This is a genomic window from Litoreibacter roseus (assembly GCF_009811795.1).
Classification (GTDB): Bacteria; Pseudomonadota; Alphaproteobacteria; order Rhodobacterales; family Rhodobacteraceae; genus Litoreibacter; species Litoreibacter roseus.
The window spans coordinates 194226-217439 of sequence record NZ_BLJE01000005.1; the positions used below are offsets into that span (position 1 = coordinate 194226).

A 23214-nucleotide genomic window follows, 5' to 3' on the forward strand; every position below is an offset into this window, starting at 1 on the left:
CTTTTGTATCATGGCACCAGAAATCCGGTGACCGTCTCGCTTAGGATCGCGGCAGAAACGCCAAAAATTGTGAGCCAAACCCGTTTTTCCAGTCGCTCGATGCCCTGCTCAATCAGGCCCAGCCGATATTCGAGACCTTTCCAGCGCTCTTGCTGGACCCGTTCGTTGGCCTCAACCGTATGAGCCGGTGCGTATTCGAACGGCTCATAAAGATATCGCGACCCGCCGGCCTTGCGGGTCGACATCAGCTCGCAGCCTCAGGGGGCAGGCCCAGCAAAACACGCTTTTCCGCCGTACTCAGAAATTCAGCAGCAGCGACCCGTGACCACTGCGCCTCACGTTCTGCCGAAAGCGCCGCGATCTGGTCCAGATCGGGCGCCAGCGCCACATCTTCACCCGCGATCTCGCCCAGCCAATGCGAGACTGCCCCCAAGACCTTGCCAGCCAAGGGCAGAACCGTCAGGCGATAGAAGGCACGGTTGGCCTCCTGATAATTCGCGTAGGTCGCGTCACCCGGAATACCCAGAAGCATCGGCGGAACACCGAACGCCTGCGCGATCTCGCGGGCAGCAGCCTCTTTGGTTTTTTGGAACTCCATGTCGCTGGGGCTGAACCCCATGGGCTTCCAGTCCAGACCACCTTCCAGAAGCATCGGGCGTCCGGCATTTCGCGCACCCTGATGGTGTGCCTCCATCTCGTTTTGCAGGCGTTCATACTGATCGTTTGTCATGGCGCCCTGACCGTCAGAACCCTTGTAGACAATCGCGCCAGACGGACGCGCTGCGTTGTCGAGCAAGGATTTGGACCAGCGGGACGCGCTGTTGTGGACGTCAATGGCAGAAGCAGCAGCCTGAAGCGGTGAGAACCCGTAGTGGTCATCCTGAGGATGAAACGACCTGATATGGCAGATCGGGGCAACGTCGCCGGTCATATCAAAACGATGTTTTTTCCCGCCAACACGGTAGTCATACGCAACAGGCCAACCATCGCCGCCGGGAACAAGGTTCATTCGGTCCGACCGCAGAACGTGCAGTTCCACCGGAACACCCAAATCAGCACCAACCGCTTCTAAATATCCATTGCCCGACAACAGAAGCTGGCCATAAAGCGCTTCCAACAACTCGGCGCGCCCTTGGGCGGCATTGGGCCGGGACACCAAGGACAGCAGCGGGTGGGTCTCATAGCGCTGCCCCGCGTCCTGCAACACCAATGGCAGCGCGGCAGCAGCCTCGGCGATCATCTTGACAGACCGGAAGCCCACCGGGTTGCCGGAAAACCCTGCCTTCGTCAGCGACACCGTATCCCGCGGTGACCAGGCAACGCGACCCGTGCCGTGATAGGCGATCACCCGCCCCGTCGCGGAGGCTTTGACCTCCGGCACGTCCTGCGTATCGCCCCGTTTTAGAAAATCGAACACCATCTTCCGCTCCTCAAATCCCATCAAAAAAGGCCCTCGGATCGCGTCCGTGAGCCTGAATTCTCTGTTTACTGTTATGTCGGGTCAGAGTGTCCGGACACTCGGACGTTCTGCGGGGCCGCCCATCAATTCCGTCAGCGCCCAGACCAATGCATCGACCCGGTCCGGCGACCCTCGGCCCACGTACCCTTGGGTGGTCATGTTGCACATCTGATCTTCCAACGCGCCCAGATCACTGTAATGCGCGACCCGGCCCTGCTCATAGAGCGCCGCAATCGGTTCCGCCCGCGCGATCTTACCACGCGTCGCCCGCACCGACTTGTAGGGTGTCATCGGAGATACCTGCCGCAACAAAGTCTCGACCAGATCTCCGCCTTGATTAACCTCAGCGACCACGCGGTCGGCTCCGTGACGCTCATAGGCGGCGACCACGGCTTCCGCCCAGCCCTGTGGCGACGCCCCCTGGATGGTCGCATCTTCGATCACCACCGCGCGCCAGTCTTTCCGGGCGCCCTTCGTCTGCGCGCCGACCACCATAATCCCGCAGGCATCAGAGGCCTTGCCAGACGACACCGCAGGATCAACCGCAACCACGATCCGGTCAAACTCGGGCAATTCGCTCACGCGCGTCCGTTCCAGCATGCTGGTTTTCCAAAGCGCACCTTCTGCATCGTCCAAGAGAACGCCATCCAGTTCCTGACGGCCCAGTCGGGTGCCGCCGTAGCGGTTCCGAACCTCCTCAAGAAAGTTCGATGCCAGGTAGGCCCGGTTTGCCTCGGTCGGTGCTGAAGTCCGCACGGTCGAGGACGCCTGCAATAATTGCTTGAGCACCTGAACATTGCGCGGGGTAGTCGTCACGACCTGCTGCGGGCGCTCCCCCAGACGCAAACCGAACTGAAGCATGTCCCATGCCTCCTCGGCCTTTTTCCATTTCGCCAACTCATCGACCCAAGCCGCATCGAATTGCGGCCCACGCAGCGCTTCCGGAGAGGACGCGGAATGCGCTTCGGCAACCGCGCCGTTAGCCCAGACCAACCTGCGACGGGACGCTTCCCATTTGGGGCGGCGATCCGGCGGCGAACACGCAAGAATTCCGCTATCGCCAAAGATCATCACGTCGCGGACCTGATCGAAGGTTTCGCCCACCAGCGCGACCCGTTTGGCCCGCCCTGGATCCATGGGCATATCGCCTTCAACCATCGAGCGAACCCACTCGGATCCGGCCCGCGTCTTGCCTGCGCCGCGACCGCCCATGATCACCCATGTGCGCCAGTCGCCCTCGGGGGCCAGTTGATGGTCCAATGCCCAGAAATCAAACATCCACGGCAGCGCCGCCAATTCATGTTCGTCAAGACTGTCCAGAAACTGGTCCTGCACCGTTTGCGGCGCGGAGCTGAGCCAGGCGGCCCCCGATGACAGATCGTGCTCTTCCAAAATCGAGGGCGTACTCAGCGGCTTTGCCTGCCCGTTCTGACGTGAAATCATGTAATTTGCCCTCGTATTCAATCGTTAGCCGCAACAGGGCACCAACATCGCCCTTTATAATCTTTGCAATGTCGCCCGCCGTGGTCTCGCCGTCCCGAAGGCGATCACGTTCCCGCATTAAGTCCCTTTTGAGGTCCGTCATCATATCAAGAAGCGCGCCGAGATTTTCGTCTACGTTCTTCCGGAAATCGACGACGTCCCCCGCATCACTTCCGTGGTGCGTTTGTCCATCCATCTCGTTTTCCCCGACAGTCACAGTGGTGGCAGTGTGTCTGACTTCCGTTCAGACATAAAAAAACGGCCCCGGATCATCATGATCCGTGCCGCTCGCCCAGTTCTTCCAGCTTGACAAAACCTATGCCTTAGACCGTTCGCAAAGTCAAGCTTATTCGCCACCCAAGGCAGCGAACGGTCTTTATTAACAAGCACTTAACGTAACAGTGCGAAATCTCAACAAACAGTAAAGGACGGCCGGAAGCGTCAAGGAAACAAGGCTATTGGCTCTCGTTTCGCTGGGCCTCGATCTCACGCCAACGCGCGACATTCTCATTATGCTCACCGATTGTCTCTGCGAACGCATGCCCGCCAGTGCCGTCCGCCACAAAGAAGATGTATGGCGTTTCGTCCGGATTAAGCGCCGCTTCGATAGAGGCACGCCCCGGATTCGCAATCGGCGTCGGTGGAAGCGCAGGGATCACGTAGGTGTTGTAGGGTGTGCGCGTCCGCAATTCGGATCGCCGCAAGCCACGACCTAGCCCGTTACTCTCCCCTTTTGTGATCCCGTAGATCACTGTGGGATCCGTCTGCAGCTTCATGCCTTGACGCAGTCTATTGGTAAAGACAGAGGCCACCTGCCCCCGCTCCTCCGGCATGCCCGTCTCCTTTTCCACAATAGAAGCCAGGATAAGCGCCTCTTCCGGTGTCTCAAGCGGCACTTCGGGATCGCGTGCAGCCCAGGCTTCCGCCAGAATGGATTTCTGCGCTGCTTCCATACGCTGCAAAATCTCGCCCCGGTTGGTACCGCGCGCGACCTCATAGGTGTCCGGCGCAAGGGAACCCTCTGCAGGCACCCCAATCAACTCCCCGGTCAGGAACTCGGCATTCTTCAGACCTTCGACAATTTGCCAGCTCGACAGACCTTCCGCGACGGAGACCCGGTAGACAATCGGCACTTCGGCCGCAATCGCCTCGCTATAGGCCTCTGGCACGTCCTCACCTGCGGCAAACGCGGCAAGGATCGTCTCCTCACCCGTTCCGGGCGTACGCTCCCGAAAACGAGTCTCGGCGCCGGAATTCCGGATGATGTAGTTGACGACATAGCGGAACGTGCTGGGACCACCTGCTGTCAGAATATCCATGATCTCCGCCATCGAAGCGCCTGCCGGCAGCTCGTAACTGCCAAACTTCAGATCACTTGCCGTGTCTGCATACTCTGCACCAATCCGAAAGAGCATGGGTGATGTGATCGCACCCGTTGCCTCAAGCCGCTGACTGACAACTCGCAATGACGCACCCCTTGGCACCTCAAAGAATGTTGCCGTCTCCAGCGGGCCTTCCGATGTATATTGAGATTGCCCCCATCCAACCGCGATCCCAAGGCCGACGAGCAGCACAATAAAAACGCTCAGCGCGTTTGAGGCGATGGATTTCCACATCAGCCGTCAACCTTGCGCATGATCAGGCAGGCATTTGTGCCACCAAAGCCGAAAGAGTTCGACAAAACCACATTGATCTCGCGCTCAACCTTCTGCTTCGCACATAGGTTGATCTCGGTCTCCGCGGCGGGCGTCTCCAGATTGATTGTGGGCGGCGCGACCTGATCCCGGATCGCCAGAATGCAGAAGATCGCTTCAATCGCGCCAGCAGCCCCCAAAAGGTGCCCGGTCGCTGACTTGGTCGAAGACATGGCCGTCGAGCTTGCCGCGTCTCCCAGCAAGCGCTCTACTGCGCCAAGCTCAATCGTATCAGCCATGGTGGAGGTGCCGTGGGCGTTCACGTAATCGATCTCGGACACATCAATGCCGGCACGCTTGACTGCGGCACGCATGGCGCGCTCTGCGCCTTCATGATCGGGCGGTGGTGCCGTGATGTGATGGGCGTCGCCGGACAGCCCGTAGCCGATCACTTCCGCATAAATCTTTGCACCGCGGGCCTTGGCATGCTCGTATTCTTCGAGAACCACGACGCCAGCGCCCTCACCCATGACAAAACCATCGCTGTCTGCATCCCACGGGCGGCTTGCCTTCTCGGGCTCATCGCTGCGCTTGGTCGACAGCGCCTTGCACGCGTTGAAGCCTGCAATCCCGATTTCGCAAATCGGGCTTTCCGCGCCGCCTGCAATCATCACATCCGCATCGTCCAGCATGATAAGCCGCGATGCGTCACCTATGGCATGCGCCCCGGTGGAACACGCCGTGACGACCGCGTGGTTTGGTCCCTTGAAGCCGTATCGAATACCCACCTGCCCGGAGACGAGGTTGATCAGAGAGGCCGGGATAAAAAATGGCGAAACCCGGCGAGGACCGCGTTCCTTGATCAAAACGGCAGTATCTGCAATCGAGGAAAGCCCCCCGATGCCAGATCCGATCATGACGCCGGTCCGCTCAAGGCTTTCCGCATCTTCTGGGGTCCATTTGGCATCTTTCACGGCCATGTCGGCCGCAGCCATCCCGTAAAGAATAAAGTCGTCGACCTTGCGCTGCTCTTTCGGCTCCATCCAGTCGTCAGGGTTGAACGTGCCATCCGATCCGTCCCCACGCGGGATTTCACAGGCGTAATCCGTGCCAAGGTGGGACGCATCAAATCGGGTAATCGTGCCCGCACCGGACTGTCCCGCCAAAAGGCGTTGCCACGTGTCTTCGACACCGCTGGCCAAAGGCGTCACCATGCCCAGACCTGTCACCACCACTCGCCGCATACCCCACCCCTTTTCTTTCACGTTCCAAAGGTTCCAGCAGGTCTTACACGTGCCGCCCCCCGAGGGGCAAGCCTCTCGCGGTGTCACCGGAACCTCGAAGCGCCCAGTACGGGTGCAAATTCCCGCCTATCTTCTCCACGAACTGACGTCATCGCGCACCAAGCAATCAAATCTTAGAACTTACGATGTCCTATGACGCAATTGCGCTGGACGGCTCGACAATTCTGACACAGTCTGAGCTTGGGATGATGTCGAAAAGACACGTTGGGACACATGGACGATCTGAGTAACGCAAAACGCGTGGTGCGTGATTTCACGACCCGGTTTGATTTAGAAACAGCAGACGCACGGATTGATATCTGCGCGCAGCATTGCGCGGCAGACTACAGGTGGCGCGGGGTTCACCCGTTTCACGAACAGCCCGATGCGGCGGGTGCCATTCGGGCGTTCTGGTCCCCCTTCCTGACCTCTTTTTCAAACGTCCAACGTCGGGAAGATGTCTTTTTCGCAGGCCTTAATGATTGTGACGACCAGAGCTCTGTATGGACCTGCTCGATGGGGCACCTCATGGCGCTTTTCGATCACTCGTGGCTGGGTATCCCCGCCACGCGCAAGATCGCCATGCTCCCCTACGCGGAATTTCACCGGATCGAAAACGGCAAAATCGCAGAGACGGCTTTTTTCTGCGATATCCTGCGGGTCGCAGGACAAGCGGGCCTCTACCCGCTGCCGCAGCAAACCGCCGCTGATATGGTTAATCCCGGCCCGCGAACAAATGACGGTCTGCTTTTGGGACATCATGATCCCGCAGAGGGCGCCCAGACACTTGCGCTAGTCAACCGGATGGCCGCTGACATCTCCCGCGCAAACCGGCTGCTGAACGGTGAGATCGAGCTGACAAATTTCACCCCGCGAGACGAGTTGGCCGCCAACTGGCACGAGGATATGGCATGGTACGGCCCGACCGGCATCGGGGCGACCTACACAATCGACCGGTATATCGAACAGCATCAGCAGCCGTTCCGCAAACATCTGGCAAACCGGATTTTTCACGGTCACGTCGCCCGAGTTGCGGAAGGCAACTATTGCGGTTTCTTCGGCTGGCCAAATCTGAGCGTCACGCCCATTGGCGGCTATATGGGTCTACCTGCGACGGGGAAACCTGCGCCCATGCGAGTGGTTGATGTGTACCGCCGCGACGGGGACAAGCTGGCGGAGAACTGGGTCTTTATTGATTTGCTGCATTGGCTGAACGTTCAGGGATTGGACGTACTGGGCCGGATTGCGGCGATGAACTCTGAAAATTTGATGCAAATACGCAGGGCCTGAAAACGGCTTGGCGAAGAGATCACACTGAAAATTAAGACCTGCCGCACCATCATGGGATGATTGTCTTTCATATGGTGACCCATGTCGTCGTTCCGCACGCGCTTTGCTGGCTTGTTCATACTGCTCTTTCTGAGTGGGTGGACGACGTCTGCCGGGGCCGCCTGTCATTTCCTGCCTCACTTCTCGGAACTGGTACGAACGTCAGAGGCTGTGTTCAGTCCGGGTCACATCATTTCGGATGCGGATATCAAGCATCTGGATAAGCTTACCAGAGCGGTGGATCGCAAGCGGTTGCGGCAAGCGCTTGATCATCTGGGACAAGGGTACCGCTTTAGCGACGCCAGCTATTTTGTGTCGGATGTGACTGTTCTGGTCTCTATCGGAACACGCAGTGGATCGCGGGCCGCCCAAGGCTACACCCAGCGCTCAGGTTTTCACGAACGACTTGGCCGAGTGTCTGAACTGGTGGCAAAGGCGTGTTCCGTCAGCCACCGCGTCACCCAGCGGCTCCAGCATCTGGCCAAGGTCTTGGCGGGCGGCAGCGAAACGCAGCCGGGCGGAACAGTACCGGAGGGCAAACCGGTTCTCTTTGCCTTGATCATTTTTGCAATATGCGTGTTCGGTCTGATTGTCGCCGGCGCCCTTTGGCTGGCACAGCGGTTCGGTTTTGTGAGCGGCGGACGCGGTCTGACTCGCGTATCCTTCAAAACGATCCTGAACATCGAGAACGCGGATGTTACCGTGACGCTCACAGGCATCGGAAAATCCGGTGTGGATATCGAACCGCTCGCTTCCCTGTCACAAGACGCATTGGGAACGATCAATCTTGGCGGTGAAAGCGTCGTCGTGCGCGTGGAAGAACATTCCAAGAAAGCGACGCATCTAAAGTTCCGCCAACCGCTGGGTGCTGACAAACTGGCGGAATATGTAGGATCGCTGTCCCCGCGCAAAGCGGCTGCCGGAACAACGCAGCCAGCCTAGCGGCACGGGACGTTTTGAAACGGACCACCTCACTGAAAACGAAGGCCCCAACGAAAAACGGCACCCCGAACCTGAGATGCCGCTCTCCAAAACTGACTTAAGGAAAAAGGCTTACGCCGCTTCCTTGATGAATTTGACTGCATCACCAAATGTCTGGATCGTTTCCGCCGCGTCGTCGGGGATTTCGATGCCAAATTCTTCTTCGAACGCCATTACCAGCTCAACTGTGTCCAAGCTGTCAGCGCCAAGATCGTCGATGAAGGAGGCGTTTTCAACGACCTTGTCTTCTTCCACGCCCAGGTGCTCGACAACGATCTTTTTCACGCGATCTGCGATGTCGCTCATGATGAGGTTCCTTGTATTTTGATCGGGACTGTCCCGCTTGTGATGGTGGCCATTTGGCCTGTTATATGCCGCTCATGCGACTGCCAAAAGCCCGTGCCCCCAGCAAATCTGCGCCGCCTATAGCATACCAGATGGGGAACGCAAACGCTTATGCAACCCCGGATATTTGTCCGCTCAAAGCATCGCCATACCGCCATTTACGTGCAAAGTGGTACCGGTAACATAACCCGCATCCATACTTGCAAGATACCGGACAGCCGCCGCGATATCATCCGGCGCGCCCATGGCACCGGCAGGAATTTGCCCGAGGATCGCAGACTTCTGGTCATCCGTCAGCTTGTCTGTCATCGCAGTCGAGATGAACCCCGGCGCTACACAATTGACGGTAATGCCCCGGCTTGCGACCTCGTAGGCCAGCGATTTCGACATGCCAACCATCCCCGCCTTGGAGGCCGCATAGTTGGCCTGACCGGGATTGCCTGTTGCGCCGACAACGCTGGTGATATTGACGATCCGCCCCCAGCGCGCCTTCATCATGCCGCGCATCACAGCTTTGCACAGCTTGAAGCTCGCCGTCAGGTTCACATTGATGACGCTCTGCCAATCCTCATCCGACATGCGCATAAACAAATTGTCGCGCGTGATCCCTGCGTTGTTCACGAGGATATCAACCGACCCCATCGCCTCGGCTGCCTGTTTCGGCAAAGCCTCGACGGCCTCCATATCACTGAGGTTGCAGGGCAACACATGAGCCCGATCTCCCAGTTCACCTGCAAGCGCCTCTAGCGGTTCAACCCGCGTGCCGGACAAGCCGACAACTGCGCCCGCGCCATGCAAGGCCGTCGCGATCGCGCCGCCAATACCGCCAGACGCCCCTGTAATCAGCGCCGTTTTTCCTGTCAGGTCCGTCATAAAATCCCGTGTCCTCATTCCGCTCAATCAAAGGTTGGTTTACAGGCTGCCTGCCGCCGCCTTTACGTCATCGGCCGTGCCAACGGCCCGCGTCTCGACGCTGCGATCAATCCGGCGCACCATGCCGGACAGCGCCTTTCCAGCACCGATTTCCCACATCTCTGTCACACCCTGCCCGGCCATGTAGGCCACGCTCTCGCGCCAGCGTACCGCGCCTGTCACCTGCTCGACCAGCAAACTGAGCAGCGTCGCGGGATCACTGCAGGCCGACGCCCGCACGTTCGAGACGACAGGCACCTTGGGTTCCTCAAAATCCACGTGAGACAGCGCATCCGCCATGACACGCGCGGCCGGCTCCATAAGCGCACAGTGAAATGGCGCGCTGACAGGCAGCATCACCGCCCGCTTGGCCCCAGCTTCTTTTGCCAGATCGGCGGCACGCTCGACCGCGGCCTTATGGCCAGACACAACCACCTGCCCCGGATCGTTGTCATTTGCAGCCTGACAGACGTCCCCCTGGGCGGCCTTGTGCGCAATGTCCTGAACCGCATCGAACCCCAGTCCCAGAACAGCGGCCATCGCACCGACCCCCACGGGCACGGCCTCCTGCATGGCCTGCCCCCGCGTCCGCAGCAGCCGTGCGGTATCCTCGATAGACAGGGCGCCAGCGGCTGCCAATGCCGAGTATTCTCCCAGAGAATGACCCGCTACGAAAGACGCAGCATCAATCGTCACGCCCTCTGCCTCCAAGGCTGCCATTGCCGCCAGAGAGGTCGCCATCAGCGCGGGTTGGGCATTCTGGGTCAGGGTCAGCGTATCTGCGTCCCCCTCCCAAATAAGATCTGACAGCTTCTCGCCCAATGCATCGTCAACGCGGTCAAACACATCGCGTGCCGCCGGGTAGGCCTCAGCCAAGTCTTTGCCCATACCAATCGTCTGTGCGCCCTGCCCCGGGAAAATAAATGCGCGCATGTGCCCCTCCGATATTTTGCGTTTTGTTAAGCTCTAGCGCCTTGCCCGGCGCCTCACAAGTGGAGCACCGCTCCGCAGACCTTGAACAGGACCTGTGCGCAATACAGGGCTTTCGAGCGCCGAGAAATACGTTACATCTTTGAAATCAAGCGCCACAGACCGGGATCAGACCATGCTCACAAACTCGCGCAGCACCTATGGCGGTGTGACGAAAACCTTCCACTGGCTCACAGCCTTACTGATCCTGACGCTGATCCCTCTGGGCATCTACGCCAACGGTCTGCCCTATGAGACAGGTGAGCAATTGGCGTTCAAGGCGCAGGTGTTCTCCATCCATAAGACACTGGGTGTGACCGTCTTTTTCGTGGCCTTGACCCGCATTCTCTGGGCAATCAGCCAGCCCAAGCCGGCCCCCTTGCACGGCGATCAGAAGGTTCAGCATTTTCTGGCGGAGACAGTGCATTGGCTGCTCTACGCCTCGCTGATCGTGGTTCCGCTGTCCGGTTGGATTCATCACGCCGCAACCACGGGGTTCGCCCCGATCTGGTGGCCGTTCGGTCAATCCCTGCCTTTCGTACCGAAGGATGATGGCCTGGCCCATACCTTTGCCAGCCTGCATATCATTTTCGAGCGCGTTCTGTTGGTGGCGTTCCTCCTACATTTCGCGGGGGCGATGAAGCACCATGTCATCGACAAGGACGCAACGTTGCGTCGGATGCTCCCCGGCCGAACGGAACCGTCGGCGGAACTTGCAATGCCGAAATCCTCCATGCTGCCCGTGGTCGGCGCGCTGGGCGCTTACGCTGTCGCACTGGTGATCGGGTCCAGTCTTGGACTGTTTGCATCCAAGGACGCGGATGCCCCGGCCGTGCCAACACTTGCGGCGGTCGAGACCGGCTGGCAGGTCACCGACGGCACACTTGGGATTTCGGTGACCCAGCTTGGCAGCGCTGTTGAAGGCGGATTTGAGGACTGGACCGCCGCGATCAATTTCTCCGAAGAGGCTGACGCAGATGGGCGCCACGGCGATGTGGAAGTCACGATTTCGATCCCGTCGCTTACTCTGGGATCGGTCACCTCCCAAGCGCTGGAGCCTGATTTCTTCGACGCAAACAGCTTCCAAACTGCGACCTTTACGGCCGATATCATGGCAGATGGGGAGGCTTATGTGGCCGAGGGAACCCTGACGCTGAAAGGCAGCACCCAGCCCGTGACCCTGCCCTTCACACTGACCATCGACGGCGACACCGCGACGATGTCCGGCCAAACGCAACTCAACCGCACGAACTACAACATCGGCGAAAGCTACCCCGACGAAAGCTCCGTTGCGTTCCCGGTGGATGTCACGGTGAACCTGACGGCGGTCCGACAGGAATAGCCTTTTGCTTTAATGTCCGCTTAGAGCCCAAACCCACGACCCTGAAGTATTGTCGGCCACGGTGGAAAATGCGATCCAAGCTTCCATGATTGATTTCTATTCAACTGAGGCCGACTTCGAGGCAGAAATCACGATTCTCACAGCAGAACAGAGCGGTCGAAGAAGCGCTCCGCACAACTTTATTCGGTGGGATTTTGGCTATGCCGAAGACAATTCGCTCGAACCGGAGCGCAACTTGGCTGCGACTATTTATATGATCTACCCTAATTTTTTGGACGAATATGGCACACCTATCCAGAGAGGGATTCCGCTTTGTGGTACTTACAAAGCTCGGATGCACATAGTTGTCAAAGAGATGATGGAGGACCACCGGGAACGGCTGTCAGTCGGGGTCAAATTCAACTGCCATGAAGGTAGTCGAGTAGTAGCGAGAGGTGTAGTAACTAGGCTATGCGCTATTTCGACTTAACGGCAGCAAAGTCCGCTTTGCAGTTGTTCGCTAACCGCCCCAACCAAGCAGAGGGCCACCCGATTTGTCTTCGGGCGGCCCGGTCCTGAAGGTTAGACCTTCTACTCGGCTTTTTCAGCCTCGATAGAGATGGCGACCTCAATCTCGTCGCTGACGGCAGGCGCGAAGGCGCCGACGCCGAAGTCGCTGCGCTTCAGGGTCGTGGTGGCATCAAAGCCAAGCCATGCCTTGTTGCGCATCGGATGCTCGGCCGCCTTATTCAGGACGGCATCCAGAACGACCGATTGCGTGATGTCGTTCATGGTCAGGTCGCCCGTGATCAGGGCCGTGTTGTCGCCCGTCACTTCGATACCGGTCGAGGTGAAGGTCACCATGTCGCCTTCCTGGGCGCCGAAGAAGTCATCTGCCATAAAGTGCTCTTCGCGGGCTTCCCAGCCGGTGAACATGCTTTGAAGCGGCATGGATACGGTAACGGAAGAATTCGCGGGTTCGGCCTCGTCGAACATGATCTCGCCCTCAAAGCCCGAGAACATGCCGTAGGTCGTCGAGAACCCCAGGTGATTGTAATTGAAAATCACCTGCGAGTGGCTGGCATCGAGCGTGTATTTCTCGGCGGCAAACGCGGTCGAGGCGGCGAGTGCCAGGCCAGCGGCCAAAGCGAAGGTCTTCATGATCTGTATCCTTTCAGACTGTGACGGTACGTAGCGTAACATCGTCTTCTTCCAGATAATGGCAATCCGCGATCCCTCAACAATTTGTGTGCGCAGACAGGGAGCACGCTGCGATAGGCCCTGCCGATGAGACGAACCGGACAAGCGGGCTTGCATCGGGATACGGCCCAAGCTATACGCGCGCATCCTCCGTGACAGCTTTAATCGCGGTGCCCCTCGTGAACGGGTCGGAGGACGTGTTGCCCGTTCTTTGAAGCACGCCTGAACATATGAAAAGGAATGCCCATGCCGCTGTACGAGCATGTGTTTATTTCGCGTCAGGACCTTTCGAACACGCAAGCCGAAGGTCTGGTTGAACATTTTGGCACCGTCCTCAGCGACAATGGTGGCCAGGTTGTGGACACGGAATACTGGGGCCTCAAGACGATGGCCTACAAGATCAACAAGAACCGCAAGGGTCACTACGCGTTCATGCGCTCTGACGCACCCGCACCTGCCGTGCAGGAAATGGAACGCCTGATGCGTCTTCATGACGACGTGATGCGTGTTTTGACCATCAAGGTCGACACCCACGAAGAAGGCCCCTCGGCTCAAATGCAAAAGCGTGACGACCGCGAACGTCGCCCGCGCAACTGATCTTTGGAAAGGACCTGATCCATGGCTGCTAAACCATTTTTCCGCCGTCGCAAGTCTGACCCGTTTGCGGGCGACAACGCGCCGAAAATCGATTACAAAGACACCCGTCTTCTGCAGCGCTACATCTCTGAGCGTGGCAAGATCGTTCCATCCCGTATCACGGCAGTCGGTGCCAAGAACCAAAGGGCTCTGGCCCGCGCGATCAAACGTGCTCGGTTCCTGGCCCTCCTGCCCTATGCTGTGAAGTAAGGAGAGACCGATGCAAGTCATCCTGCTTGAGCGCGTCGCGAAACTTGGCCAGATGGGCGAAGTCGTTGACGTCAAACCGGGTTACGCCCGCAACTTCCTCTTGCCACAGGGCAAGGCGATGAACGCGACTGACGCCAACATGGCGCAGTTCGAGGACCAGAAAGCGCAGCTTGAAGCACGCAACCTGGAAACCAAGAAAGAAGCGGACGCGCTGGCCGAGAAACTGAATGGCCAGCAGTTCATCGTGATCCGTCAGGCTTCTGACGCGGGGGCGCTCTATGGCTCCGTCACCACCCGTGACGCCGCCGACGCTGCAACCGAAGAAGGCTTCACAATTGAACGGGGTCAGGTTGTTCTCGACCGCCCGATCAAGGAGCTGGGTCTGCATGAGGTCATGGTGTCGCTTCACCCCGAGGTCGACGCGACCTTTACGCTGAACGTCGCACGGTCCAACGAGGAAGCGGAACTTCAGGCTTCCGGCAAATCCATTCAGGAATTGGCCGCCGAGGAAGAAGCTGAAGCCGAATTCGAGATCGCGGAACTGTTCGACGATATCGGTGCGGCACAGCTTGATGAGCTGGAAACCGAATCCGAACAGCGCACTGGTGATCCTGCGGTTCAGGAAAAATCCGAACTGGACGAAAAGCTCGACAACGAGAGCTGATCGTCCCACGCAGTTCCAAACGCCAGAAGGCCGCAGCACTCTTGCCTGCGGCCTTCTTTTTTTGGATCGAACACAGCCTACCCGCTGTGGATCGCCATCAGATCCCGTGTGTCGATACGGATCTCTTTTGTGATTGGACCGTTCACGCCTACAATGGTCCGATGATCCTGTGCCTGCAGGACGATGCGCAGGACGTGTTGCCCGGCGGGCAGATCACCCAACGACACGACGGGCGCATAGGCCGCGGCAACCTTTTTGCCCTCTATATAAATATGGGCATGGCCGATTGATCCGCTTTCTGCGTCAGTCGTGCAGACAGCGCTGAACGTGAAGTGACGCGCATCGATGTGCAGGTCCCATGTTTTGCCATCAGCCTTGGTCAGATGCACGTCAATCTGCGGTTCTGGCTGGTCGGGCGGCAGCTGAACTGTAAGGGCTTTTGGCGGCGCGATTGCGCTGGTCGACAGGACGGGCGCCCGCAGCCCAGTGTGGAAGGCCGCCAGCTGGTTTATGGATGCATCGCTATAGATCAGAGCCTGAAGGCCATAGTAGCCCCCCAGAAACAGTGCAAGACAAATAGGCTTGAGCGGCACCAGCGCCCAGCGGGGCAAAATCACTGCACCAGAGGGGCTTCCGAATACAGTGATCGCAAGGATCAACAAGATCATCAGGTGACCTATCGCATCCACTCGACCAAAGGGGATGATGGCCGCAGCGATCATGCCACCAAGGGCAAGTGCTGCCAGTTTCCGGACGACAGGTGTGCAGATCAAACCGAAGCCCAAGGCGAACTCGACAAGGCCGGCCAGCTTCATGAACATCAACTGATGCATTCCGAACGTCAGGAATGAAAGCTGCTCAAGGATTGGAAACGACCATTCGGGGTAAGCGAACTTCTCTATGCTGGCCCACATCATGGTGATTGCGACGCCCCACCGCAAAACATCGAAGCGGTAGCGGTGAAAGCGGCTTGCCGGCCATGCGCACAGACCGAAATACAGCGCAACCGCCAGGAATATGGGATAGTCGAGCAGATGAAAAATACCGAACTGCGCCACGGCAATCACCCACAGGGCAACGATGCCCACCGCCGAGAGAGTGCGCGTCACACGAAAGAAAAGACCCACGGCAATCGCCAGTTGCAGCCAGGACACCCACACCAGATCGGTATGCAGTTCGGGGGTCAGCAACACGCCACCAGTGGCCCAAAGCGAGACGAAGAACATCGCCGTGCCGATCCTCATGACATCGTCAAGTTTCAGATGATCCACGGTAATGGCCGAGATCACCCGACCGCCGATCCGCTGGCCCACGGCCGACGCCTCAAGCACCGTGACGGCCGTCAGAACCAACAGCCCTAGGGCAAGAATTCCGAAGAAAGACGGTGACAGAACCTGATGGAGCGCAGCGGGGGTCGCAAACAGATCATAGGGCTCGAACCATTTGACATGGGCTGCCGCTGACTGAGGCATATGACTGATCAGGAGCGCGGGTAAGACGTGCCGCGCAACACGTAAATGGCCGGAAAACATGGCGGAACTCCGTTAAAATACAATCGTTTAAAAACAGGTTAACTGTACCTTAATTGTTAACGGTCGCTCCGTGAGTTTTGCGTGAGCTTCCGTAAAAACGAAAATGCCCTTCGTCAAAATCACGTTTCACCCATGAAAAACGGAAAAAAGGCCGCCCGCAGGCGACCTCTTCCCTATTCAATGGCGGTGGATCGGCTTAGCCGTTGGACGGCTCGTCGGCTTCCAAAGCCTCGACGGCCTTCTCCAACTCATCCTTTGTCGCCTCTTTGTCGCTGACTTTCGCCAATTCGAAGACGTAGTCCACAACTTTGTCTTCGAAGATCGGCGCGCGCATTTGCTGCTGCATCTGCGCATTCTTCTGGACAAATTCGAAGAACTGACGCTCCTGACCGGGATACTGACGGGCCTGGTTCATCATGGCTTGCGTCATCTCGGCGTCGGTCACCTCGATCTCATTTTTCCGGCCAAGTTCCGCCAGAAGCAGACCAAGGCGTACGCGGCGTTCGGCCAGACTTTTGTGCTCATCGGTTGGCTCGATTTCCGGGTGGTCGTGACCTTCAACATCCGGATTGTCCTCGTGCCACAGCTGATGTGCGATCTGGCCCGCCTCGGCGTCGACCAGCGACGGGGGCAGATCGAACTTCACCATGCCGTCCAACTCATCGAGCAGCTTGCGCTTCATGACCGCGCGGGACGCATTGGCGAACTCCGCCTCAAGACGCTCTGCTATCTGACCTTTCAGACCGGCAAGATCTTCGGCCCCGTATTGCTTGGCCAGCTCGTCGTTGATCTCGGCTGCTGCAGGCGCTTTCACGGCCTTGACCGTACATTCGAAGACGGCTGCCTTGCCTGCCAGATGCTCGGCCTGATAGTCGGCAGGGAACTCGACGTTCACTTCGACCTCTTCACCGGCCTTCACACCAACAAGCTGATCCTCGAACCCGGGGATGAAGGAGTTAGAGCCCAATACCAGCGGATAGTCCTCGGCAGCGCCCCCCTCAAAGGGCTCACCGTCAACCTTGCCAAGGAAGTCGATTACCACCTGGTCGCCATCTTTCGCCTTGGAGCCTTTTTTACGATCTTCAAAGTTCTGCGCGCTTTCGGCCAGATTCTTCAGCGCGTCTTCGACCTCGCTGTCATCTGCCTTCACGACCATCTTTTCCAACTTGATCTTGCCAAGATCCACATCCGGGATCTCGGGCAGCGCTTCGTAGGAAATGGCAACCTCGACATCGTCGCCCGGCTTCCAGTCTTCGTTGGTCATTTTCATTTCAGGCTGCATCGCAGGACGGTCGCCGCTGTCTTCCAGATGCTTGCTCATGGCGCCATCAATGCTTTCCTGCATCGCTTCGCCCAGCACACGCTCGCCGAACTGTTTTTTCAACAGCGCCAGCGGCACCTTCCCCTTCCGGAACCCCTTCATCTCGACATCGGGCTGGGCCTCAAGCAACTTGTCGTTGACCTTTTCGTCAAGCTCCGCGGCCGTTACGGTTATGCTGTAGCCGCGCTTCAGGCCTTCGTTCAGGGTCTCAGTGACCTGCATGTGTGTCCTCATATCTGAAAGTGCCGCAAGAGGTGCGACGGGTCCGTTCTAAATCAGACGCCCTTCTAGGTGCGGCCCCTTTCGGACGCAAGCAGAAAGGCCCATGAAATAAAGAAGTCCGGGGCCAAGAGCTGACACAGGGAAGGGTGTGGTGCGGGTGAAGGGACTTGAACCCCCACGCCTTGCGGCGCCAGAACCTAAATCTGGTGCGTCTACCAATTCCGCCACACCCGCAAACCGGTTCGCCACGAGACAGACTCACGCACCGAACGGGTGCGGGATAGCAAAGCACGCCCGCCCGCGCCATCGGAAATTTTCGCAACCGTTACAAAAAAGGTAAGGCTATCCTTACCCCGTCATGTATTCGGCTTTGCATGGTCTTGGGCTGACCCCAGAGCGGTCGCTTTTTCGCCATAGTTAACATTGCATATTTAGCCATCGAAGACGCAGCCCCGACGTTGGGGATGCAGGAGAACCGCGATGTCTGTCAGCTCTAAATCCTTCACATCTTCCGCTCATGCGGCGCTCGCTACACACGAGCCCTTGGCGGGCCTTCTGCCGGGAACGTCCGTTCTCACCCTCGCGGGACCCCGGCGGGTTGAAGAGCTGACAGACGGCACGCGCATGATCACGCGCAAAGGCACGCGAACCCTTTTGTCCATCACCAGCACCGTCAGGTCTGTCCGGGCCATCCGGGTCGCCCGCGAAACACTGGGCGACGAGATCCCCACGTCGGATTGTCTGATGATGCCCGAACAACGCGTGCTCTTGCGCGGCTGGCGGGCAGAACTGTTCTTCGGTCAAGATCAGGTCGTGACACCAATAAGCAGGCTGGTGGACGAACTGCGCATCTCGCAAGATACCGAACTCTCTGAAGTTCGGGCCTACACTCTTCAGTTCGAAACTGCAGAGGTGATCTACGCGGATGGCATGGAAGTCGTGTGCGCGGATTCAAAGACGCAGCGCATGGCGACATCGAAAGCGGCATAAGAGCAGCGCCGCACCTGATCAAACGTCAAGAGTGCGGAAGACCATCGGAAGCTGTTCCGGCAGGTCTTCCGCAATCAATCCTGGCCCGAACTGACGTGCACATTCCACATGGAGCCACGCGGCACCTTCCGCGGCAGCCATCGCATCCAGCCCTCGTGCCATCAGTCCTGTGATAAACCCGGACAACACATCCCCGGCCCCCGCCGTCGCCAGCCATGGGACAGCGCGCTCATTATATGCCGAATTGATGCTGCATCGCCCATCCGGCGTTGCGATAACAGTGTCCGGCCCTTTGAACAGCACGACACATCCGGTACGCATGGCGGCGGCGCGCGTTGCATCCACCTTCGAATAGGCAGGCCCGCGCGTGGCAGGCTGCTTTAGTTTTTCTGCGATATCAGAGAACAGGCGGCTGAATTCGCCTCCATGTGGCGTCAGCACACAGCCTTCATGCAACTGGTCAAAAAGCTGCGCAGGATCTTCCGTGAAGGCGGTCAGAGCGTCCGCATCCAGAACCGTAGCGCGCTGCGTGGTCAATGTTTCAGCAACCAGTTCGCGGGTGGGTTGCCCGGTGCCCAGCCCCGGACCAATGCAGAGCGCATTCAGCCGCTCGTCTTCTAATACTGCAGCAAGATCAACGACGGCGTCGACGGGCTCCAGCATGATCGCCGTCAACTGCGCTGCACAGTCCTGCAAAGCGGCGCTTGGGCACGCGACTGTCACCAGCCCGGCCCCAACCCGCAACGCCCCCCTTGCCGCCAACCGCGCTGCGCCCGTCTTGCCGGGACCACCCGAAAGAATAAGCGCATGGCCGTGGTTGTATTTGTGTTCGGACGCCTGCCCTTTTCGAAGCGCTAAGCGATCAGGATACACGCCAGACGCGATGGACGGGTCCGCCTTCAGATCAGCCGGCAATCCGATATCAACGACCTTGATCCGCCCACTTGCCACGGGGCCCTGAGCCAGGACATGGCCAAGCTTTGTCCGATGAAACGTGACCGTCAACGCGGCGCTCGCAGCTTGCTGCTCACCAAGCATACGTCCGCTGTCCGCACACAGACCTGACTGGATATCTACGCAGACCAATCGGTCCTCGTGGTACCCCAGTGATGCCAGAACCCGAGCGGGATGGCCGTCCACCGGTCGCCCAAGTCCCGTCCCGAAGAGCGCATCTATATAGATGTCATGGACCGTATCGCCATCGGTGTAATTTGACAGCGCCGCTACTTGCCCAAGTTTGCACCAGCGGTCATGGTTGGTTTTCGCATCCGGCGGCAATTTCGCGGGATCGCCATAAAGGAAGACATCGACGTCCCACCCCCAGTCCTTCAGCAGCCGCGCAATAACAAAGCCATCACCGCCATTGTTGCCGGGGCCGCATAGGACCACCGCGCGATGGGCGGTCTTTGCAAGGTCGGGCCATTCTTCGAAAATCGCATCGACCACGCCGCGCCCGGCACGTTCCATCAGCTCGAGGCCTGTCACCAGATCACTGTCTATGGCGGCACGCTCCGTGGTGCGCATCTGCGCGGCGGTCAGTCGCTCGGTCATTCTCGACCTCTTTTCATTTTGCATAAATTTCGTGCATATTGCTGAAATTCGCGCCGTACGCATATTACAGCAACCGACGCAACGTCCTTGCCCGGAGCTTGCCAATTGTACGTTCAAAGCGAAAGTGGTCTCACGCGAGGAATACAAAAAGAGGGAGTCGGCCTGTGAAAAAGATCGAGGCGATCATCAAGCCTTTCAAACTGGACGAGGTGAAGGAAGCTCTTCAGGAACTGGGCATTCAAGGTCTCAGTGTAACCGAAGTCAAAGGCTTCGGACGTCAGAAAGGTCACACCGAGCTGTATCGGGGTGCCGAATATGTGGTCGACTTTTTGCCCAAGGTTAAAATCGAGGTTGTCCTGACGGATGACCAGTTGGATGGCGCCATCGAAGCCATCATCGCTGCTGCGAAAACCGACAAGATCGGCGACGGCAAGATCTTCGTCTCCACCGTGGAACAAGCGGTGCGTATCCGGACCGGCGAAGCCGGCGACGAGGCGCTCTAAAGCGCCACCCTTTACCCGAACTTCAGAGTAACTATCAGAGAGGACAAGGTCCCATGAGCAAGACCGAGATGCTTAAGACCATCAAAGACGAAGATATCGAGTACGTCGATATCCGGTTCACAGACCCGCGCGGCAAGCTGCAGCACGTCACGGTCATGGCCGATCAGGTTGACGAGGATTTTCTCGACGAAGGCTTCATGTTCGATGGCTCCTCCATCGCCGGTTGGAAATCGATCGACCAGTCGGACATGAAACTGATGCCCGACACCGACAGCGCCTATGTCGATCCGTTCTACGCGGAAAAGACGATCTGCGTTCACTGCACCGTTGTCGAACCTGACACGGGCGAAAGCTACGACCGCGACCCCCGCGGCACAGCGGAACGTGCCGAAGCTTACCTGAAATCGTCGGGTATCGGCGACACGGCCTACTTTGGTCCGGAAGCCGAGTTCTTCCTGTTCGACGACGTCCGTTTCTCGGTCGAGATGAACAAAGTGTCCTACGAGGTCGACGCAAACGACGCCTCCTGGAACAGCGACGCTGAGTACGAGATGGGCAATATGGGTCATCGCCCCGGCATCAAGGGCGGCTATTTCCCCGTGAACCCAACGGACGCGGCGCAGGATTTGCGGTCGGAAATGCTGTCTACGATGAAGCGGATCGGCATGAAGGTCGACAAGCATCACCACGAGGTGGCGTCCTGTCAGCACGAACTGGGCTTGATCTTTGACAGCCTGACCAAGCAGGCGGACGAGCTGCAGAAATACAAGTATGTGATCCACAATGTGGCCCACGCCTACGGCAAGTCAGCCACATTCATGCCAAAGCCAATCGCAGGCGACAACGGTACGGGTATGCACGTGAACATGTCCATCTGGAAAGACGGCAAGCCGCTGTTTGCAGGCGACAAATACGCCGATCTGAGCCAGGAAGCGCTCTACTTCATCGGTGGTGTTCTGAAGCATGCAAAAGCGCTGAACGCGTTCACTAACCCGTCGACCAACAGTTACAAGCGCCTGATCCCCGGCTTTGAAGCCCCTGTTCTGCGTGCGTATTCCGCACGCAACCGGTCGGGTTGCGTCCGGATCCCATGGGCCGAAAGCCCCAAGGCAAAGCGCGTGGAAGCTCGCTTCCCCGACCCTGCGGCGAACCCGTACCTCTGCTTCGCGGCCCTGCTGATGGCTGGCCTCGACGGTATCAAGAACAAGATCGACCCGGGCCCGTCTTCGGACAAGGACCTCTACGATCTGCCGCCGGAAGAGCTGGCCGATATTCCGACCGTCTGCGCGTCGCTGCGTGAGGCCTTGGAGGAACTGGAAGCCGATCACGAGTTCCTTCTGGCAGGCGACGTATTCAGCAAGGACCAGATCGAAGGCTACATGGAGCTAAAATGGGAAGAAGTGTATGCCTACGAGCACACACCGCACCCGATGGAATACAAGCTCTACTACAGCTGCTGATCTTTACTGACAGTTCTCGAAGGGGCGTCCCACAGGGGCGCCCTTTTTCTTTGGTCCGCTGTCAAGGTTGCTGCATCGCCATTGGAACGGTCTCAAGCGGTTCAATCGTCTCTTCAAGCGACGGCGCATCTTCCAGCGCCTTGAGCGGGATGGACGCATCTTGTTCAGGCGCGCCAGCGGGCAAAGCCGTGGCGTTTGTATTGAAAGGCTCGCCCAGCATCGGGCTTTCTGCAGACGCGGGCGACCCGTCACTGGCGTCGCGTTCGGGCTGCCCTGCCAGATGAGTAACACGCACAGCGCGATCGCCGTAAAGCTGCCCAAGCCGCCCGGTTCCAATCGACTTCCCGCCGGGCGCGCAAAGATGCACGTCAGCCAGCATCGCCAGATCAACGGGAATGAGGGAGCCCGGCTCGAGTGAGATCAGATCCGTAAGCGGCAATCGCAGGCCGCGAATTTCGGCATTCAGTGGCGCAGTGACGTTGGACAAAAGCGAAGCGATGAACGGGTTTGTCTGCGGGATCGTTGCGGGTGCAACGGCGTCTACGGCGCCCGCTGGATACCAGATCCTCGCTTTGCCGGTTTTTATGCCAGGTCCCATATCAAGCGTCACATCCAAAATGTCATAGGACGGGCTGGTCAATGCCAGGGACAGTGCGGCGCGGTCGAACTCCACCACCTTGATTGTGTAGCCCGCGTAGGACTGTGTGTGACTGTCCTTTGCATAAATCTTTTCAAACTGCGCGAGAACGGCCAGCACGAAACTCTGCGCCAGCTTAGCATCAATCCGTGTTACTGGTCTGTCCAGCCGGGGCGATTTTGCGACCCGCCCGAGCGTTTGCTGTTCGATCAACGCATCGATCAACATCCCGTCCAGAACAAAGAGACCTTCCTCACCCGCAGGCCCGGCGAGGCGGAAAATCAGCGTGACCTCTTCGAGGCTTTCAAGGGCCGCGTCCCGAACAAGGGCGTCAGCGTGAACGTCCGCGAGCTTGAGATCCATGTCGAACAGGGTCTTGGCAGTGTTGCGAAAGCCCGCATCTGCGCTTTCTTCCAGAAGATCATGACGGCGGGCACGGACTGGCGCACGGGTTCGCAGCTTCTTGCGCATGACAGCGACATGGCCCGCGGGATCGCGGGCGGCTGTGTCCGGTGCCGTCTGATCTGTATCTGCCAACTGCGTGTCTCGCGATCTTGAGGCCTGTTGTCCAAT

General features: G+C 58.4%; 22 protein-coding genes and 1 tRNA gene. 9 read left to right on the forward strand and 14 right to left on the reverse strand.

The window, feature by feature from the left end; all coding sequences use genetic code 11:
* Positions 1-8: 8 nt before the first annotated feature.
* The 5 genes from KIN_RS18805 to fabF form a co-directional block, all read right to left on the reverse strand.
* Entirely contained in the window at positions 9-245 is a 237-nt protein-coding gene (locus KIN_RS18805; protein ID WP_159809991.1) for a GTA head formation protein, RCAP_rcc01685 family, read from the reverse strand.
* Entirely contained in the window at positions 245-1420 is a 1176-nt protein-coding gene (locus KIN_RS18810; protein WP_159809993.1) for a phage portal protein, read from the reverse strand. The genes KIN_RS18805 and KIN_RS18810 overlap by 1 nt, the downstream gene beginning before the upstream one ends.
* A gap of 81 nt (positions 1421-1501) precedes the next feature.
* Complete coding sequence (locus KIN_RS18815) at positions 1502-2902, reverse strand: DNA-packaging protein (RefSeq protein WP_174239146.1); 1401 nt, start codon at positions 2900-2902, stop codon at positions 1502-1504.
* Between the two features lie 494 nt (positions 2903-3396).
* Positions 3397-4557, reverse strand: a complete 1161-nt coding sequence (gene mltG / locus KIN_RS18820) for an endolytic transglycosylase MltG (RefSeq protein ID WP_159809995.1) — start codon at positions 4555-4557, stop codon at positions 3397-3399.
* Entirely contained in the window at positions 4557-5819 is a 1263-nt protein-coding gene (gene fabF, locus KIN_RS18825) for a beta-ketoacyl-ACP synthase II (RefSeq protein ID WP_159809997.1), read from the reverse strand. Before fabF ends, mltG begins: the two co-directional genes overlap by 1 nt.
* A 273-nt stretch (positions 5820-6092) precedes the next feature.
* Here fabF and KIN_RS18830 point away from each other — a divergent pair, with 273 nt between their 5' ends.
* Positions 6093-7148 carry a nuclear transport factor 2 family protein gene (locus KIN_RS18830; RefSeq protein WP_159809999.1) on the forward strand — a complete coding sequence of 352 codons (1056 nt, stop codon included), beginning with the start codon at positions 6093-6095 and terminating at the stop codon, positions 7146-7148.
* Between the two features lie 81 nt (positions 7149-7229).
* Entirely contained in the window at positions 7230-8129 is a 900-nt protein-coding gene (locus KIN_RS18835; protein ID WP_159810001.1) for a hypothetical protein, read from the forward strand.
* 111 nt (positions 8130-8240) lie between these two features.
* Here KIN_RS18835 and KIN_RS18840 read toward each other — a convergent pair whose 3' ends face one another.
* The 3 genes from KIN_RS18840 to fabD all read right to left on the reverse strand — a co-directional run bounded on the left by KIN_RS18840 (position 8241) and on the right by fabD (position 10358).
* Positions 8241-8474, reverse strand: coding sequence for an acyl carrier protein (locus tag KIN_RS18840; protein ID WP_159810003.1), 234 nt, complete (start codon positions 8472-8474; stop codon positions 8241-8243).
* 174 nt (positions 8475-8648) lie between these two features.
* Positions 8649-9386: a 3-oxoacyl-[acyl-carrier-protein] reductase gene (gene fabG / locus KIN_RS18845; protein ID WP_159810005.1), complete on the reverse strand. Its 738-nt coding sequence runs from the start codon at positions 9384-9386 to the stop codon at positions 8649-8651.
* A 39-nt stretch (positions 9387-9425) separates the two neighbouring features.
* Positions 9426-10358 (reverse strand): ACP S-malonyltransferase, encoded by a 933-nt coding sequence (gene fabD / locus KIN_RS18850; RefSeq protein WP_159810007.1) that lies wholly within the window; start codon positions 10356-10358, stop codon positions 9426-9428.
* Between the two features lie 172 nt (positions 10359-10530).
* On the opposite strand from fabD, the gene KIN_RS18855 reads away from it, so the two are divergent.
* On the forward strand, positions 10531-11736 hold the full coding sequence (locus tag KIN_RS18855; RefSeq protein WP_159810009.1) for a cytochrome b/b6 domain-containing protein: 1206 nt from the start codon (positions 10531-10533) through the stop codon (positions 11734-11736).
* A gap of 570 nt (positions 11737-12306) precedes the next feature.
* On the opposite strand, the gene KIN_RS18860 is transcribed toward KIN_RS18855, so the two are convergent.
* Entirely contained in the window at positions 12307-12876 is a 570-nt protein-coding gene (locus KIN_RS18860; RefSeq protein ID WP_159810011.1) for a YceI family protein, read from the reverse strand.
* 285 nt (positions 12877-13161) lie between these two features.
* Between KIN_RS18860 and rpsF the strand changes: the two genes are divergently transcribed.
* The 3 genes from rpsF to rplI are packed head-to-tail and all read left to right on the forward strand — an operon-like array spanning position 13162 to position 14425.
* Entirely contained in the window at positions 13162-13512 is a 351-nt protein-coding gene (gene rpsF / locus KIN_RS18865; RefSeq protein ID WP_159810013.1) for a 30S ribosomal protein S6, read from the forward strand.
* Positions 13513-13533: 21 nt separating this feature from the next.
* Positions 13534-13761 (forward strand): 30S ribosomal protein S18, encoded by a 228-nt coding sequence (gene rpsR, locus KIN_RS18870; protein ID WP_159810015.1) that lies wholly within the window; start codon positions 13534-13536, stop codon positions 13759-13761.
* 10 nt (positions 13762-13771) lie between these two features.
* Positions 13772-14425, forward strand: coding sequence for a 50S ribosomal protein L9 (gene rplI / locus KIN_RS18875; RefSeq protein WP_159810017.1), 654 nt, complete (start codon positions 13772-13774; stop codon positions 14423-14425).
* A gap of 77 nt (positions 14426-14502) precedes the next feature.
* Here the strand turns inward: rplI and KIN_RS18880 are convergent, their stop codons facing one another.
* The 3 genes from KIN_RS18880 to KIN_RS18890 all read right to left on the reverse strand — a co-directional run bounded on the left by KIN_RS18880 (position 14503) and on the right by KIN_RS18890 (position 17734).
* On the reverse strand, positions 14503-15957 hold the full coding sequence (locus KIN_RS18880) for a DUF305 domain-containing protein (protein WP_159810019.1): 1455 nt from the start codon (positions 15955-15957) through the stop codon (positions 14503-14505).
* 196 nt (positions 15958-16153) lie between these two features.
* Positions 16154-17500, reverse strand: coding sequence for a trigger factor (gene tig / locus KIN_RS18885; protein ID WP_159810021.1), 1347 nt, complete (start codon positions 17498-17500; stop codon positions 16154-16156).
* Between the two features lie 149 nt (positions 17501-17649).
* Positions 17650-17734: transfer RNA gene (locus KIN_RS18890), tRNA-Leu, on the reverse strand.
* A gap of 246 nt (positions 17735-17980) precedes the next feature.
* Here KIN_RS18890 and KIN_RS18895 point away from each other — a divergent pair.
* Positions 17981-18490, forward strand: a complete 510-nt coding sequence (locus KIN_RS18895) for a Hint domain-containing protein (protein ID WP_159810023.1) — start codon at positions 17981-17983, stop codon at positions 18488-18490.
* A gap of 18 nt (positions 18491-18508) precedes the next feature.
* On the opposite strand, the gene KIN_RS18900 is transcribed toward KIN_RS18895, so the two are convergent.
* On the reverse strand, positions 18509-20041 hold the full coding sequence (locus tag KIN_RS18900) for an NAD(P)H-hydrate dehydratase (protein ID WP_159810025.1): 1533 nt from the start codon (positions 20039-20041) through the stop codon (positions 18509-18511).
* A gap of 164 nt (positions 20042-20205) precedes the next feature.
* Here KIN_RS18900 and KIN_RS18905 point away from each other — a divergent pair, with 164 nt between their 5' ends.
* Entirely contained in the window at positions 20206-20544 is a 339-nt protein-coding gene (locus KIN_RS18905; RefSeq protein ID WP_159810027.1) for a P-II family nitrogen regulator, read from the forward strand.
* Between the two features lie 53 nt (positions 20545-20597).
* Positions 20598-22004: a type I glutamate--ammonia ligase gene (gene glnA / locus KIN_RS18910; RefSeq protein ID WP_159810029.1), complete on the forward strand. Its 1407-nt coding sequence runs from the start codon at positions 20598-20600 to the stop codon at positions 22002-22004.
* A gap of 61 nt (positions 22005-22065) precedes the next feature.
* On the opposite strand, the gene KIN_RS18915 is transcribed toward glnA, so the two are convergent.
* Positions 22066-23178, reverse strand: coding sequence for a flagellar motor switch protein FliM (locus KIN_RS18915; protein ID WP_159810031.1), 1113 nt, complete (start codon positions 23176-23178; stop codon positions 22066-22068).
* Positions 23179-23214 lie beyond the last annotated feature (36 nt).

What these genes read in the sequence shown, in the direction of transcription:
- KIN_RS18805 (WP_159809991.1), bottom strand. Translation starts at nt 245, where the DNA reads ATGTCGACCCGCAAGGCCGGCGGGTCGCGATATCTTTATGAGCCGTTC.
- KIN_RS18810 (WP_159809993.1), bottom strand. Translation starts at nt 1,420, where the DNA reads ATGGTGTTCGATTTTCTAAAACGGGGCGATACGCAGGACGTGCCGGAG.
- KIN_RS18815 (WP_174239146.1), bottom strand. Translation starts at nt 2,902, where the DNA reads ATGATTTCACGTCAGAACGGGCAGGCAAAGCCGCTGAGTACGCCCTCG.
- mltG (WP_159809995.1), bottom strand. Translation starts at nt 4,557, where the DNA reads ATGTGGAAATCCATCGCCTCAAACGCGCTGAGCGTTTTTATTGTGCTG.
- fabF (WP_159809997.1), bottom strand. Translation starts at nt 5,819, where the DNA reads ATGCGGCGAGTGGTGGTGACAGGTCTGGGCATGGTGACGCCTTTGGCC.
- KIN_RS18830 (WP_159809999.1), top strand. Translation starts at nt 6,093, where the DNA reads ATGGACGATCTGAGTAACGCAAAACGCGTGGTGCGTGATTTCACGACC.
- KIN_RS18835 (WP_159810001.1), top strand. Translation starts at nt 7,230, where the DNA reads ATGTCGTCGTTCCGCACGCGCTTTGCTGGCTTGTTCATACTGCTCTTT.
- KIN_RS18840 (WP_159810003.1), bottom strand. Translation starts at nt 8,474, where the DNA reads ATGAGCGACATCGCAGATCGCGTGAAAAAGATCGTTGTCGAGCACCTG.
- fabG (WP_159810005.1), bottom strand. Translation starts at nt 9,386, where the DNA reads ATGACGGACCTGACAGGAAAAACGGCGCTGATTACAGGGGCGTCTGGC.
- fabD (WP_159810007.1), bottom strand. Translation starts at nt 10,358, where the DNA reads ATGCGCGCATTTATTTTCCCGGGGCAGGGCGCACAGACGATTGGTATG.
- KIN_RS18855 (WP_159810009.1), top strand. Translation starts at nt 10,531, where the DNA reads ATGCTCACAAACTCGCGCAGCACCTATGGCGGTGTGACGAAAACCTTC.
- KIN_RS18860 (WP_159810011.1), bottom strand. Translation starts at nt 12,876, where the DNA reads ATGAAGACCTTCGCTTTGGCCGCTGGCCTGGCACTCGCCGCCTCGACC.
- rpsF (WP_159810013.1), top strand. Translation starts at nt 13,162, where the DNA reads ATGCCGCTGTACGAGCATGTGTTTATTTCGCGTCAGGACCTTTCGAAC.
- rpsR (WP_159810015.1), top strand. Translation starts at nt 13,534, where the DNA reads ATGGCTGCTAAACCATTTTTCCGCCGTCGCAAGTCTGACCCGTTTGCG.
- rplI (WP_159810017.1), top strand. Translation starts at nt 13,772, where the DNA reads ATGCAAGTCATCCTGCTTGAGCGCGTCGCGAAACTTGGCCAGATGGGC.
- KIN_RS18880 (WP_159810019.1), bottom strand. Translation starts at nt 15,957, where the DNA reads ATGTTTTCCGGCCATTTACGTGTTGCGCGGCACGTCTTACCCGCGCTC.
- tig (WP_159810021.1), bottom strand. Translation starts at nt 17,500, where the DNA reads ATGCAGGTCACTGAGACCCTGAACGAAGGCCTGAAGCGCGGCTACAGC.
- KIN_RS18895 (WP_159810023.1), top strand. Translation starts at nt 17,981, where the DNA reads ATGTCTGTCAGCTCTAAATCCTTCACATCTTCCGCTCATGCGGCGCTC.
- KIN_RS18900 (WP_159810025.1), bottom strand. Translation starts at nt 20,041, where the DNA reads ATGACCGAGCGACTGACCGCCGCGCAGATGCGCACCACGGAGCGTGCC.
- glnA (WP_159810029.1), top strand. Translation starts at nt 20,598, where the DNA reads ATGAGCAAGACCGAGATGCTTAAGACCATCAAAGACGAAGATATCGAG.